General features: G+C 52.2%; 14 protein-coding genes. 8 read left to right on the forward strand and 6 right to left on the reverse strand.

Features of this window, described 5'->3' with window-relative positions; genetic code table 11:
* Positions 1–158 precede the first annotated feature (158 nt).
* The 5 genes from ACR0AW_RS14355 (at position 159) to ACR0AW_RS14375 (ending at position 3597) form a co-directional block, all read left to right on the forward strand.
* Positions 159–542, forward strand: a complete 384-nt coding sequence (locus ACR0AW_RS14355; protein ID WP_170776376.1) for a nuclear transport factor 2 family protein — start codon at positions 159–161, stop codon at positions 540–542.
* A 136-nt stretch (positions 543–678) separates the two neighbouring features.
* Entirely contained in the window at positions 679–1182 is a 504-nt protein-coding gene (locus ACR0AW_RS14360; protein ID WP_170408449.1) for an aggregation factor core, read from the forward strand.
* A gap of 25 nt (positions 1183–1207) precedes the next feature.
* Positions 1208–1648, forward strand: coding sequence for a TspO/MBR family protein (locus ACR0AW_RS14365; protein ID WP_480444246.1), 441 nt, complete (start codon positions 1208–1210; stop codon positions 1646–1648).
* A gap of 65 nt (positions 1649–1713) precedes the next feature.
* Positions 1714–2214, forward strand: coding sequence for a CIA30 family protein (locus ACR0AW_RS14370; RefSeq protein ID WP_480437146.1), 501 nt, complete (start codon positions 1714–1716; stop codon positions 2212–2214).
* 210 nt (positions 2215–2424) lie between these two features.
* Positions 2425–3597: an adenylate/guanylate cyclase domain-containing protein gene (locus ACR0AW_RS14375; RefSeq protein ID WP_170733514.1), complete on the forward strand. Its 1173-nt coding sequence runs from the start codon at positions 2425–2427 to the stop codon at positions 3595–3597.
* Between the two features lie 351 nt (positions 3598–3948).
* Here the strand turns inward: ACR0AW_RS14375 and ACR0AW_RS14380 are convergent, their stop codons facing one another.
* Positions 3949–5481, reverse strand: coding sequence for a phospholipase D family protein (locus tag ACR0AW_RS14380; RefSeq protein WP_170733515.1), 1533 nt, complete (start codon positions 5479–5481; stop codon positions 3949–3951).
* 357 nt (positions 5482–5838) lie between these two features.
* On the opposite strand from ACR0AW_RS14380, the gene ACR0AW_RS14385 reads away from it, so the two are divergent.
* Positions 5839–6585: a hypothetical protein gene (locus ACR0AW_RS14385; protein WP_480439225.1), complete on the forward strand. Its 747-nt coding sequence runs from the start codon at positions 5839–5841 to the stop codon at positions 6583–6585.
* Between the two features lie 37 nt (positions 6586–6622).
* Here ACR0AW_RS14385 and ACR0AW_RS14390 read toward each other — a convergent pair whose 3' ends face one another.
* The 5 genes from ACR0AW_RS14390 to ACR0AW_RS14410 form a co-directional block, all read right to left on the reverse strand.
* On the reverse strand, positions 6623–7072 hold the full coding sequence (locus ACR0AW_RS14390) for a MarR family transcriptional regulator (protein WP_170513692.1): 450 nt from the start codon (positions 7070–7072) through the stop codon (positions 6623–6625).
* Positions 7062–8162, reverse strand: a complete 1101-nt coding sequence (locus tag ACR0AW_RS14395; RefSeq protein WP_170513695.1) for an Acg family FMN-binding oxidoreductase — start codon at positions 8160–8162, stop codon at positions 7062–7064. Before ACR0AW_RS14395 ends, ACR0AW_RS14390 begins: the two co-directional genes overlap by 11 nt.
* A gap of 215 nt (positions 8163–8377) precedes the next feature.
* A complete protein-coding gene (locus ACR0AW_RS14400) occupies positions 8378–9055 on the reverse strand; it encodes a GntR family transcriptional regulator (RefSeq protein WP_170408443.1) in 678 nt (225 codons plus the stop codon).
* Complete coding sequence (locus ACR0AW_RS14405; protein ID WP_170733516.1) at positions 9052–10083, reverse strand: Gfo/Idh/MocA family protein; 1032 nt, start codon at positions 10081–10083, stop codon at positions 9052–9054. Before ACR0AW_RS14405 ends, ACR0AW_RS14400 begins: the two co-directional genes overlap by 4 nt.
* Positions 10080–11168, reverse strand: coding sequence for an isocitrate/isopropylmalate family dehydrogenase (locus ACR0AW_RS14410; protein ID WP_170733517.1), 1089 nt, complete (start codon positions 11166–11168; stop codon positions 10080–10082). Before ACR0AW_RS14410 ends, ACR0AW_RS14405 begins: the two co-directional genes overlap by 4 nt.
* Positions 11169–11303: 135 nt before the next feature.
* On the opposite strand from ACR0AW_RS14410, the gene ACR0AW_RS14415 reads away from it, so the two are divergent.
* Complete coding sequence (locus ACR0AW_RS14415; RefSeq protein WP_170513339.1) at positions 11304–12311, forward strand: Bug family tripartite tricarboxylate transporter substrate binding protein; 1008 nt, start codon at positions 11304–11306, stop codon at positions 12309–12311.
* 56 nt (positions 12312–12367) lie between these two features.
* On the forward strand, positions 12368–13117 hold the full coding sequence (locus ACR0AW_RS14420) for a hypothetical protein (protein WP_480439228.1): 750 nt from the start codon (positions 12368–12370) through the stop codon (positions 13115–13117).
* Position 13118 lies beyond the last annotated feature (1 nt).

The following is a 13118-nucleotide window of genomic DNA, read 5'->3' on the forward strand; positions in this document are numbered from 1 at the left end:
ATGACACCGAGTAATTGGCCAACTCTCGAAATAGTCGGAGCACAAAATCAAGCTCGCAACTTCTTGTCGATTAGTAATTGAGATTCTTGCCGGGTTGCTCCCCGGAATTGCGTGGGCCAACATTTTTGGGTGGTACAAACGTCGATTTGGAGATCAGTATGCCGGACCTCAAAACTAACAAGAAAAACGTCATCGCTTTCTACGAAATGATGTTCAACGAGTGTCGACCTGCCGAGGCCATAGATATCTTTGTTGGGGAAACCTATACGCAGCACAACCCGCATGTTGGCGACGGCAAGCAAGCTTTTATCGAATATTTCGAGCGCATGGCCGCCGAATACCCGGGAAAGCGTGTGGACATCAAACGTGCGTTTGCTGAAGGCGATCACGTTATTCTGCATTGCCATCAAATCTGGCCTGATGGTCTCGAGTACGCAGGGATCGATATTTTTCGCCTGGATGCTGATGGCAAGGTTGTCGAACACTGGGACGTTCTTCAGGAAGTTCCAGCAAACAGCGAGAATGACAATGGTATGTTTTGACTTCGTCGTTCTGACAGCGGTGCATGGAACTTCGAAAGGGCCTGTCAGCTAAACCACCATAGTCAAAGGGCATAAGTCTGATCCAAGAGATCCGCCGAAGCGTATCTATCAAGAACCAATAAGGAAGGAGATAAATATGCTCCCGAAGAGTATTCTTGCGGCGACCCTTGGACTATTTGCAGCCACTTCGCTTCAAGCCGGAGTTCAAATTCGCTTCATAGAAGGCGCACCCAAAGACCGTTTTGTTCTGACAAATGTGGGAACGTGCGAAGTAGAAACCTCGACCGTTAAAATTGACTTGTCGCAATCTGCTGGACGTCTGATTTTCGACGTTACCGAAAAAGGCGCGGGTGTAGAGGTATTCCAACCGCTCGAATTCGTTGAGGGTGCGGATGCACTGCGTCAATTTCCTTCGGTCGTGGACGGGCAGAATACAATTGAACTTGAGATCGTTTCCCTCGCAGCCGGGGACAAATTAGCCTTTACCATCGATGTGGACGACACGATCGGGCAACGCGAAATCACCGTAACGGAGTCGGAGATCGAAGGCGCCACGGTGTCATATACCGACGCGGATGAGACCAGTACTGCGACCTTCTCTTCCGAAGCGCTTGTCAACGTGACGACCAAGGGCTGCTGAAAGCTATCCCACAATGTCGAATTGGATGGTCCGCATAGCATTTCTTGCGCTCGTGTTGGGAGGCGGCATCCTGATCGGGATATTGACCGCGCCTGGCGATTGGTATGCGCAGCTTTCTAAACCTGCTTTCAATCCACCAAATTGGATATTTGGCCCGGTCTGGACGGTGCTTTATGTCTTGATCGCCATGGCGGGTTGGCGCCAGTTCGAAACAGACCGAAGCTCGACTGCCATGAAGCTGTGGTGGGCACAGATGGGTCTAAACTTTTCGTGGTCCCCAATCTTTTTCATACTGCAACTACCGTGGTTTGCGTTTGTTGTAATTGCCGCGTTGCTGGCTGTCATCGTCATGTTCATCGCTCTGGTCAGGAGCTCGGATCAGGTTTCCGCACTAGCCTTCCTGCCGTACTTTGCATGGGTCGCATTTGCCACTGTCTTGAACCTTTCTATTGCAATACTGAACTGAGAAAAAACGATATGCGTGGAAACTTCGCTGGGCTTGTTTCAGGTCTTGTTATCATCGGATCTATAATGGCACAGGCTGATGAAAATCTTGCAGAAGACTTCTCCAAGTCTCCGGAGACGAGTTGGGACTACGTTGCCGACACCGTCATGGGAGGAGTTTCTTCAGGACAGGTGCAGTTTCGTTCGGAACGTGATGTTGCGTTCGCCCGGTTGACCGGAACTGTCAGCACAAAAAACAACGGCGGCTTTATCCAGTTCCGACGCAAGTTGTCTGATCGACCAGATGAGGGTGTATCGGGCGTCAGGCTGTTGGTACGGGGGAATGGCGAGCAATACTTCGTCCACCTCAGGACACGTGGCACGGTGCTTCCATGGCAATACTATCAGGCCGCGTTCGCAACTTCTGACAACTGGACCGAAGTCTGGTTACCTCTCCCAGGCTTCAAGGCTTCAGGTGCCATGTTGCGCGCTATTCCCGTTGCTGACGAAATCACCTCAGTTGGAGTTGTAGCCTACGGGAGAGATCACGAGGCCCGCGTAGATGTCAGCGAGATTGGTTTCTATTGAAGGTTTCCCAAGAGAGGGCTGCAATCTTCAAATAGGTCTGTTTGGAACCGCGCGGGATCTAAATTTACAAACCATCTTCCCGATGGAATACATTCCGTTGATGCCCGAGCATCAATTTGGACAGGTCTGATCAGGCTGCTCAACAACAGCAACCGACATTGCCATTCCAATTGTCTTTGCTCATCGTTTCCAAGCGACTAAATTGGGTCCATGGAAGAAGTCACTCGACTGACCGAATGGATGATTACAGAAGGTCGTCGCTCCGGTGATCCTGTAAAGGTGGTGTCACAGTTTTGTTCCTCCTTGATCGAGGCCGGAGTGCCGCTTTGGCGGGCAAACATTGGCCAGCGCTTTGCCAACCCATTGCTTATTGCCTGGGGGGTAGTTTGGACGCCTGAAGGCACCGACAGCTACGACGTCACGCATGAGACGATGTTGACAGATGGCTATGTCGGGAGTTCATTCGAGTATATTCTTGCGAACAGAAAGCCACTTCACAAAAGTCTACGGCGACTGGACTCGGAAACAGAGCATTCATCCTATCTTGAATTTGCAGAGCAGGGTGGCACCGACTACTACGCTACTTTGCTCTATTACGGCGATGGATCGCTGCATGGATGTACGTTCGTTACTCAGGCAAAGGATGGATTCTCGCCCGAACATCTTAGGCTGATTGAAGCGGCCTTACCGGCCCTTTCTTCCGCCTTGGAACCTGTCACGATGCGAAAATCGTCTAAAGGTCTGCTTCGAACTTATTTGGGAGATGGACCTTCCGAGGCCGTCTGGAGCGGCAATATAAAGCGCGGAGAGCGAACAACTTTGGATGCCGTGGTTATGTTCACTGATCTGCGAGGCTTTACAGCACTTTCCGAGACCTCCCCGGAAGAAGATATCTTCGACACGCTTAGCGACTATTTTGATCTGGTGGTTAAAGCCGTAGAGGACAACGGTGGAGACGTCCTCAAGTTCATGGGCGATGGCATCCTGTCGATCTTTACTATTGAAGCTCAAAAAGACCATGCCGACCGCTGCAGAATGGCGGCTCTTGCAGCGCAGAGTGTGCTGAGTGGTTTGAACGCTCTCAACACCAGACGAGACGGGTTTCAAAAACAGCCTTTGGATGTTGGTATTGGAATTAACGTTGGGCAGGTCAGCTATGGTAATATCGGCAGCCCCGGCAGGCTTGATTTCACAGTTCTGGGCGGGGCGGTGAACGTTGCAAGCCGAATTGAAGGTTTAACAAAATCAACTGGTCGGAGAGTGTTGGCGACGTCAGCCGTTGCAAGTGCTGCTCCGAACATGTTCGTTAGCTGTGGGGATCACGAAATACGTGGCCTTGCGCAGCCCATTGAATTGTTCTTTCTCACTGAAGATGCACAATAATCAGCTATAGTTATTCAAAACAATCTACCTTCGGCATCTTACGACATTAAATGATCGCTAGAAATGAAACACAAAGCGCAAAAATCCACTAAGGCACGGCAAGCTGAACGTAACTGTTAGAGTAACCGGAAACCGGGACTTGCCCGTTAACGTTCAGCTTCCCTGGAATGATAAACATGTCCATTGACTTTGGTAGCAGGCATTATCCCGCCAGCAGTTGATAAAATGAATATCTAGTCTGTATTAAGAATTGGATATTGGGAAATATCTGCGACTGATGACCTATTTCTTTTTTGCTGCCATATTCGCAGGCGCCGGTGACGGCCAAGCGATCAGGTAGTTTGCAGAAACCTAAAGCTGGGACCCAATTGGTAAAATACTTAATAACCCGGCAACTATGTGATCCCAGGCCGATCCTGTCGGCTCGAATTGGTACTCAAGAATGGTGCCATCATTGGCTCTTGTCGTCCATTTAAGCTGGCCAGCTTGCTCGAGCGTCACGTTATATGTGTATGCGGGTAGTGCATCGTCCAAGGCTCCCATCGTCTGCGCAGTCAATGCTGGAGAGTCAATCAGAATTCCCATCTCGGTGTTGATGTTGACAGATCGCGGATCCCAGTTGAATGAACCCACGAACAAGTACTGGTCATCAATTGCAAATGCCTTGGAGTGCAGGCCTGACCTAGATTGAGCCCAGTTAATACCGCGGCGTTGGACTTGATAAGCGTCGGGTCGCAGCTCGTAGAGTTCTACTCCACCGCGTAGTAGTGCTCGGCGTTTCTTGGCGTAGTGTGCGTAAACGGGTGCGACGTCGTTAGATGCAAGTGAGTTGGTTACAACCTTTACGTCGACCCCACGGTTCTCGAGTTCGGTCAGCCATTTCACACCGTTGTTGCGCGGCACGAAGTAGGCGGACACGATGTTCACTTCACTGCTGGCATTCTCAAAGTACGGAAGCAATTGAGATGCAAGAACGGGACCTGAGTTCTCGAGGCCCGCGGCCTTTGAAGGCGGATCAGCATAAAGTTTCGCTGGCAGCCAATCCAGTAACAGGGCGCCATCCGCGAAGTTCTCTTTTGCCGACTTTCTGAGCGCTGCGCCGTACTGCGTTTGCTTCGCTTCCTCGACGAATTCATTCAACCTGCTGCGTGCATCGCTCAGGTCAAATTCTTCGGGTTCTCCGACAACCACGCGAGCCGGAACAGCGAATTCGCTGTTCCAGTAAGCGTCAAAGCTACGTGACACTTCGCGTACAACTGGGCCTGCGGCCAGCACATCCAGATCAGCATAGTTCATTTCTTCCCGCGCCAAAAAATACTCGGCACCGATGTTTCTCCCACCCACAATCGTGAACACGTTGTCTGCTGTCATGGACTTGTTGTGCATTCTGCGATTGATGCGTTTGAAATCAGTCAGACCCGCGATCAAAATGCTCTGATCTCGCCAGAACGGGTTGAATAGCCTTATTTCGATGTTTTTGTGATTGTCCAACGCAGCGGTCATCGCGTCGTAGCAGGACGTATCCATATCATCCAACAACAGCCTGACACGAACACCTCGATCCGCCGCTTGCAAGAGACTGGCAGCGAACAGGTGACCGGTTGGGTCGTCGTGCAGAAGATAGTATTGCGCGTCTATCGTTCGCTCGGCCGCAGTGGCCAACAACAGCCGTGATACGAGCGCTTCTTCTCCATCACTGATCAGCTTGATGCCTGACCGACCGTCTTTAGGATCCCCAAGGCGATTGGCCGCCTGACCCAGAGCCGTGCTGGAATTTGCCGGTAGCGCAGCTGATACCGTCTTTTCATACGTGCGGGTTTTCGGAGCGCAAGCGACAAGAAACAGCGCGCAATAAACACTAATCACGAACTTCCACAGCGCCATTGGCTTTCTCCAACCCTATGCCCTAGGTGACTACGCCCGAGCACGCGATTGCAAGTTTGTTCTATGAAGCCTGAGGTTGTTTCGTTCGCTAGTGTTGATTTCGTAACTCTCGCAAGCGCCATGTTGTTGGTTTGCGATTTCGGCACACCCCTAGTTCCAACGGACTATGGCAGAACCCAGATGCGTCGAACCACACCGCTTGTAACCAGTTTCCGTGTTATAAGTCTCTGATCAGGTAAAATGATGCTCTCTGATTTTGGAAGTTTAGGTGCTCTTAGCATTGACGTGTTACGATTCCACCCCACAGTTTTGACGCAGATTTTCGGAGCATCCAGAGTGTTTGTGAGGACAACCGCCTTGTTGATTTTTGCTGTGTCGACCCCGGCCACGGCATTGCAGCTTCGCGAAACAGGGCGTTATGAACTTAATCAGCCCGCAAGTCTTGACTACGATCCGACCTTTTGTGGGTTGTGGATTGCGAACGAGGGGCCCGAGGCAATTCTCGTTACATTGCAAGGTGATGAATTGCGCCGTATATCCAGCGATCTCTTTCGGATCAAAGCAATTGCTGTTGAAGGGGATCACTTGTTGCTGGGCGATGGTCTCGGCAGTCTTCAACGTGTCACCAAGGACGGATCACGCCTGGGAGCACCCTTCGAATTGGAAGGTGGTTTCGCGGATACGGAAGGAATTGCGATCAACGCCAAGGGACAGATCGTGACCGTAGAGGATGACCCCGAACGGTTGTCGTGGTTCACCTCAGAGGGTGCTTTGACGGCGAGGTTGGATACCATGAAGCTCTCTCCTCCCTTGAGTGAGGCGCAGGGCATCGCGATTGATCCGCGTACCGGCCACATGTTGATTGTTGATGACTGGGAAGGGTCAAACAGCCTGTATGAGTTCACGGCAGATGGCCAACTGCTCGCCCAGCAAAGTTTGTTGGAATTCGGAACCGATCCAGAAGGCATCGCCATTAGGCCGGGGTCCAATCAACTGTTCGTTGCATTCGACGGTGGCGCGAAGATTGTGACATTTGACTACACGCCCACTTTGCCTGAAGGATCGCCGCCGCTCCCGCCGGGCGCGGATTGCATGATGTTCTGAAAATTTGGTTGCTTGCTTCGGCTGGCGCAGGTTTCGGCTAGTCGCGCTCGCTGTCCAAAGTTTCGCGTATGAGCGTCAGATTAGGTAATGATTCATGGAACGGTTCAGGCCCGAGTTCGGACAAAACTGGAGCCAGGGATTCCGACATCCGCTCCATACAAGCTTTCAAAAACTCCGCGCCTTGCGGTGTAGGCCGAGCAATTTTCGAACGTTTGTCATTGGGGTTGGCTTCAAGAGTAACAAGGTCATGATTTTCAAGACTGGAGAGTATGTGCGTCATCGAAGTTTTAGGCACTTGAAACGCGTTCGAAAGTTGCTGTGGAGTTTCACCCTCGGGACGCCGTACCAGATGGCCCAAAATTCCGAATTGAGTCGCCGTCATTCTACCAGGCAAGAACGCTTCCAGCTTGGTCGAGATCAACTGATTGATGATCCCGACCTCGGTGAAGAACCGGTAAACTTCGTTGGTCTCATCTTCAGGCTTCATTCAGAATTCGTGTCTCCAGCGGCCAGCGTGGTGTGGGAATTGGTTCAGGTCCATACCCCAAACGCAGCAACATTTGCACCGTGTGGCCCGGTGACGCAAGAAGCTCATGCGCCAGAGCGTACTCATCGGCCATCTCAGGATACTCTTGAAGTGCCTGGCTGACCGGATGAACGCCTAGGCCCATTTCGGTTGTCTTCAGGTAGAAACGCATCAACTGACGTCCTGCATCGATTTGATCGCTTCGCGTATTTTTAGCTGTCGTGAGAACTGCGTACTGCGGTGTCGCGTCTAGCATAGCGAAATAGTCTTGCATGTGCGCCTGAGTGCCTGGGTGATCAACGTTCATCAGGGTCTCATTGTCCAATAGGCCGGTAAGTCGCAGCGTTTCCAGAAACGGATCGCGTAACTCAATCCCGTCCGGGTTGGCGTTGATTTCTGCTTTCCCGATCCGCATGAGGTCCACGGATTCTTTCAAGGTCTGCGGTGTTCGCATTTCGATTTCAAAAGCGCGTTTCGTGAGGTCTCGAATACGGACCACCAAATCTTCATCGGTAATCAAAGTTGCATAGTTGCCAAGCGTAGACACTTGATCGGCAGAGAGGCGCTGTTCTGTGTACGGTTCTTTGTTGGAATGCCGTTTGAGGATTTGATCTGAGAGTGGATCGGATGCCCCGCCAGATACAAACATCGCTTCTGCGATAGGTCCGTCATTCCCATCTGGCAGTAACTCGACCTCTGTATCAAACCCCTGTGCACCTGCTGCCAGAACCATCGTCTCAACAAATGCGCCGAGGCCAATATAGAGCTGGCGGTGGTAAGGGTCGGTTTCAGGAAGCTCACGTTCAGGATCACGGTGGATGCGCACTTTGTCTTGCCCAACCAACTCGATCAGCCAAGGTTGCAAATTGTGTGGATTGGGGGCGAGAATTGCGTAGGACAAAGCAGCCTTGCGTGGGTCATCATACGGTTTTGGCGTCCACGGAGCTAAAGCTTCATGGGGCGTACGTGTCGTGAGAAACCCAGCCGCGCCCGTTGCCGCCAGTATTGTGCCTCCGCCTAGAATCTTGAGAAAACGTCTTCGGTTTGGCATCTTGACTCTCCAATAGTACGATATCGAACTAAATTAATACGAAATCGTACTATTTCAACCCCAATCGATGCAGTGATTGTTTGAGCGACTAGAAAAAAGAATATCAGAGCAGCCGGAGGCAACTGCGGGTTGCCGTTATCGACAAGTATTCGGAGCGCCTTTAGTACCGAAAATAAGCAGATATTTTAGATGATTAATGGCCGGATACGAGAAGATCAGAGGCTGTTGAGCCGATGCTTTTCGAGTATCTCGCAAAGCATAGCCTTGGCTTGCAGCCTGTGTTCTCGATGACGTTCACGGGCGACATCCGGACGACCTTCACTAATCGCTTGGAAAACAACCCGATGATCTTCATTGGATTTGACGGGCAGGGGTCTGATGAACAAGGTCGTTGCGCGCGCGCGGCGCACCTGGTCGCTCATCATGGCGACAATCGCTTCGACCCGTTTGTTGCCGCCCAACCGAACGAGCTCTTGATGAAATAACTCATCGGCCTCGGCCCAGGCTTCAAGATCTTCGGCTTCGATGGCTCGGTCCATCTTCGCAATTGATCCAGCAAGTACTGCCAGTTCATCTTCTGAATAACCCGCTTCGGCAGCGCGTTGTGCAGCGAGGCTCTCGAGCTCCGTCAGGATATCGTAGATTTCACGCATATCGTCTGATGAAACCGGCAGTATCCGCACGCCTTTGCGGGGCCGCATCTCCAACAACCCCTTGCTTTCCAACATCAGCGCAGCTTCCCGTATCGGGGTGCGGGACATACCAAGGGTTTCGGCGAGTTCCGACTCCAGGTGGTCAGTTCCGGCTGCAAGTTCGCCGGACAGGATCATCTGCCGCAAATCCCTAACGGCGCGTTGCGTATTGGAAAGAGTTTTTGCGTCTTGACCCTTCACGGCGTCTCCAGGTTGATCTTTCGTCCCTCCGCAGCCGAAAGATAGATGCTCTCTTCGATGCGGATCACGTCCAAATAGTCTCGGGCCGTGTTTTCCAGCGGCGTGCCCTTTACAAGGCCTGAAACGACGTGACTTTGCAAGGCGTGGACGCAATCGCCGCCAAATCCATTATGATCGCTTGGAGGTAGAATTTGCTGCTGCGCCTGCTTTCCAAAAGCGCGGAGTTCAACTGAACCATCGCCGTTAAGAACCAATGATCCTGTTGTTCCTTCAATGAGAGCTTCACCCATAGTTTGACGCAGGTTTTTGGCGCTGTGGTCAAGACACCTGTTCCCATCGAACAGAGCTTTCAAACCATTGGGATGATCAAACAGGATATAGCCGGCGTCCTCACCCGCGATAATGGGGTTCACTTGGCGCAAGTCCGCATAAACTGCGATGGGCGCATCGAACAAGAATCGGAATGTGTCTACCCAGTGAACTGCTGTTTCATGAACCAGGAAACGCGGCATGTCCTGAAAATACGGCTGCCGGTCAAGATAGGCGCGTGGTCCTTGTCCGTCGCCAGGCCGAAGCCGGAAAGTAGCTTGTAGAGGTGTACCAATTCGACCCTCGGTCATCGCCTCTTTGATCGCGCGATACCAAGGTTGAAAGCGAAAGTTCTCGTGTACAACAATAGTTGCTCCTACCGCTTCGGCCTCTGCAACAATTTTCTCAGCTTCATGCAGCGACATGCAGAAAGGTTTTTGGCAGATCAACCACTTTATTCCAGAGTGCAGCGCCGTTCGGATGGCATCGGCCTGCGCCAAAGGTGGAAGGATGATGTCCACGAGATCTGGTTTTTCCGCCTCCAGCATTTTTGACAGATCATCGTAAGCGGCCAGTCCTGTTTCTTTCGCCTTTTTGATGTCACGGTTGCAGGATGCAATCGGAACCGCTCCGGGCATTCGAGACCAGCTTTCGTAGTGGAACTTGCTGAAATACCCCGCACCTACGCACGCGACCGTGATGGCTTGTTGAGTATTCATGCCAACAATGCTTCCAATACCGATGAGGCTGCGTCCTGCGTTCCGGCGGTGCCACCAAGGTCACGCGTCAGGTTTTGACCGCTCTCAGTCACCTTTTCCACGGCTTCCCGTAAACGTTCGCCATCTTTGGACAGTTCTGGATGATTATGGGTCAACCCTAACCATTCAAGCATCATTGCCGCAGACAAGATCATCGCGAAAGGATTGGCAGTGTTTTGTCCCGCAATGTCCGGAGCAGAGCCGTGACAGGGTTGGAACACGGCGTAGTTCAACCCGATATCTGCTGAAGGAGCCAATCCAAGACCGCCCATAAGGCCGGCGCCAAGGTCGGAGAGAATGTCTCCGAACATGTTCTCAGTGACCAAAACATCAAATTCCCAAGGTTTTTGAACCATCCATAGAGCGGTGGCATCAACATAAGCATGGTCTGCCTGCAATTCGGGATGGTTTGCAGCTTCTGCATCAAACATCGATCTGAAGAACGCAAAGGCGCGGAATACATTGGCTTTGTCGACACATGTAACTCGACCCCGACCGCGCCCGGTTCTTTTGCGGTTCTGGGCGAGTTCAAACGCAAACCGGAACAGTTTTTCGGACACCTCACGAGTGATCAGCAGAGTTTCACGTGCTTCGTGTTCGGTAACTTCTCCAGCGCCTTGGGTGAAGAACAGTCCTTCTGTGCTTTCGCGTATCAAGACAAAGTCGATCTCTTTTCCGGGAGGCAGCGCCAAGGGGGTCATTTGTCCGCTGCTAACCTTTACCGGACGCACGCCGGCAAAAAGGCCGAGCTGCTTCCGCAGGTCGATCTGTGGTGAAATCTCGGTTCCGTCAGGGTAGCGAACATCCGGCAAACCCATTGCAGATAGCAGAATCGCATCAGCCTTGCGTGCAGTTTCAAGTGAACCAGTCGGAAACGATTCTCCAGTTTTGGCGTAGTGGGCTGCGCCCGCTGGAGCGTCTGTAAACACCAGTTCGTAGGAAGGACTGCCGCGCGAGAGCTGACGCAGAATTTCAAGCGTAGGGGCCATAATTTCCGGGCCGATTCCGTCCCCGTGGAACACTGCCACATCATAACTTTTCTTCATCTTAGCCCGCTTCCTTCCCGTTTCGCATTCATAGCGCGATAGCAGCTTTCACTACAGTCCGTTGACAACGCATTCTTTAATGTATACGCAAATAAATGCAATAATAAACGCAAAGATGTTTGGGAGGACTTGGAAATGAAACTGAAGTTAGGGCAGTTGGCGGCCGCAGCCGTGATTGCAACCGGGATTTCAGGGGCTGCTACCGCGCAGGATTACCCTTACCGTGATATCACCACAGCTGTGGTCTGGGGGGCCGGTGGCGGCACGGACACGATCAACCGAATGATCATGGCCGAAATGGAAAAACACCTTCCAGTCTCGATCAATGTGATCAACCAAACCGGTGGGGTCGCAGGCTCCAACGGCATGGTCTACGTCATGAACCAACCAGACGATGGCTACACATTGGTTGGTCTGTCTGAATCGAACGTCACCGCTGCTGTGCAGGGTGGTTGGGATAAGAAATTTGACTTTTGGTATCCGTTTATTGTTGGCGGATCACCCGATCTGATCTCGGTTCCGGCGGACAGCCCTTACAATACTCTGGAAGAACTGGTCGACGCTGCCAAAGCCGCTCCTGGCACTATTCCCGCTGCCGCGTCCGGCGCGGGTTCGATCCACCACTTGAATCTTCTCGCCATCGAGAAAGGGTCCGGTGCAGAGTTCAAGTTTGTTCCATACAAAGGCTCAGCGCCCGGGCAGGAAGCGGCGATAGCAGGTGAGGTTGCGTTGGTTGTGACTTCGCTGGCTGAACAAGCTCCTTTGATCGAAGGCGGACAATTGAAGCCACTTGCGATGTTGACACCGGAAGATGCGCAGATTGCCGGAGCTACAGTGCCATCTGCCTTTGGCATCTATGACGGTCTCGACAAGTATCTGCCGCTAAAACAAGCCATCGGATTCGCCGTTCACAGCTCGGCTGGAGATGATGTGAAGGCGGCCCTCGGCGATGCGTTCGAGCAGGCGATTGCATCCGATACCGTCGCTGAATGGGCTGAGGCAAACAATTATGATGTCGGTGGTCAACACGGCGAAGAAGCTCAAGAATTGTTTGCGAACCTTGAGGCTACTTTTGCCTATACCTTGCAAGATTTGGGCGCTGCCACGGTCGATCCAGCCTCGCTGGGTATCGAGAAGCCCTAATCCGATCAACTTTGGAAGGGCGCGTCTGATCGCGCCCTTTCCTCTAGGAGGCAGGCATGGACAAAATCGACGAAACACTGGTCATGCGGACCCGCGATTTCTGGGCTGCGATTGTTCTAATAACAGTGTCCGTCTTTTTCCTTTGGAAGACGTTGGACATCCCACTTTGGGGTGAAAACCGCGCAGGTGTAAGTGGGTCGGACTGGTACAACTCGGCTGCAATTGTACCGTTGTTCATCTTCTGTGGATTGCTTGTGTTGTCCTTCGTCTTGCTGGCTAATTCGATCCGCTCAGGTGGAGCCCAGAACGCACTCACGGCTTTGGGGATTGGATGGGGTAAGTCGGAAGCCTATCGAGCAACAACAATAGGCCTGATCCTTCTTGCATACGTCGTCGGGCTGGTTCCCAGAGTGGACTTCATATTGTGCTCGGGGTTACTGATTACAGCTTTGACTTACGGCTACTACGGCGGTCACGCGCGGCGTGCTTTGGTAGCCTGTATCGCAGTTGTTTCTGCCGGGGTTTTTGCGTTCGCCGTGTTTCCCGCGCAGGCGGAATGGAATGCACACAGTGATGATTGGTTTACACTGGCCCTATGGGTCTCGCTATCACTTGTGGTGTTGACCAAAGCGGCTTCCGAACGCGTTTTGCGGTTAGTGCCAGTCGTCGCAATATTGGCCCCGCTGATCCTCGTTTGCGCGATGGCCTTTATTTTCCGACAGAACGTGCCCGCGCGCGGGGGACTGATCTTCAAGCAAATCGAATACCACTACTACGTGACGCTTCGTCCGTTTTGGAAAGACTGAC

The organism is Ruegeria sp. C5, assembly GCF_056537605.1.

What these genes read in the sequence shown, in the direction of transcription:
- ACR0AW_RS14420 (WP_480439228.1), top strand. Translation starts at nt 12,368, where the DNA reads ATGGACAAAATCGACGAAACACTGGTCATGCGGACCCGCGATTTCTGG.
- ACR0AW_RS14390 (WP_170513692.1), bottom strand. Translation starts at nt 7,072, where the DNA reads ATGAAGCCTGAAGATGAGACCAACGAAGTTTACCGGTTCTTCACCGAG.
- ACR0AW_RS14360 (WP_170408449.1), top strand. Translation starts at nt 679, where the DNA reads ATGCTCCCGAAGAGTATTCTTGCGGCGACCCTTGGACTATTTGCAGCC.
- ACR0AW_RS14395 (WP_170513695.1), bottom strand. Translation starts at nt 8,162, where the DNA reads ATGCCAAACCGAAGACGTTTTCTCAAGATTCTAGGCGGAGGCACAATA.
- ACR0AW_RS14365 (WP_480444246.1), top strand. Translation starts at nt 1,208, where the DNA reads ATGGTCCGCATAGCATTTCTTGCGCTCGTGTTGGGAGGCGGCATCCTG.
- ACR0AW_RS14375 (WP_170733514.1), top strand. Translation starts at nt 2,425, where the DNA reads ATGGAAGAAGTCACTCGACTGACCGAATGGATGATTACAGAAGGTCGT.
- ACR0AW_RS14380 (WP_170733515.1), bottom strand. Translation starts at nt 5,481, where the DNA reads ATGGCGCTGTGGAAGTTCGTGATTAGTGTTTATTGCGCGCTGTTTCTT.
- ACR0AW_RS14405 (WP_170733516.1), bottom strand. Translation starts at nt 10,083, where the DNA reads ATGAATACTCAACAAGCCATCACGGTCGCGTGCGTAGGTGCGGGGTAT.
- ACR0AW_RS14415 (WP_170513339.1), top strand. Translation starts at nt 11,304, where the DNA reads ATGAAACTGAAGTTAGGGCAGTTGGCGGCCGCAGCCGTGATTGCAACC.
- ACR0AW_RS14355 (WP_170776376.1), top strand. Translation starts at nt 159, where the DNA reads ATGCCGGACCTCAAAACTAACAAGAAAAACGTCATCGCTTTCTACGAA.
- ACR0AW_RS14370 (WP_480437146.1), top strand. Translation starts at nt 1,714, where the DNA reads ATGGCACAGGCTGATGAAAATCTTGCAGAAGACTTCTCCAAGTCTCCG.
- ACR0AW_RS14410 (WP_170733517.1), bottom strand. Translation starts at nt 11,168, where the DNA reads ATGAAGAAAAGTTATGATGTGGCAGTGTTCCACGGGGACGGAATCGGC.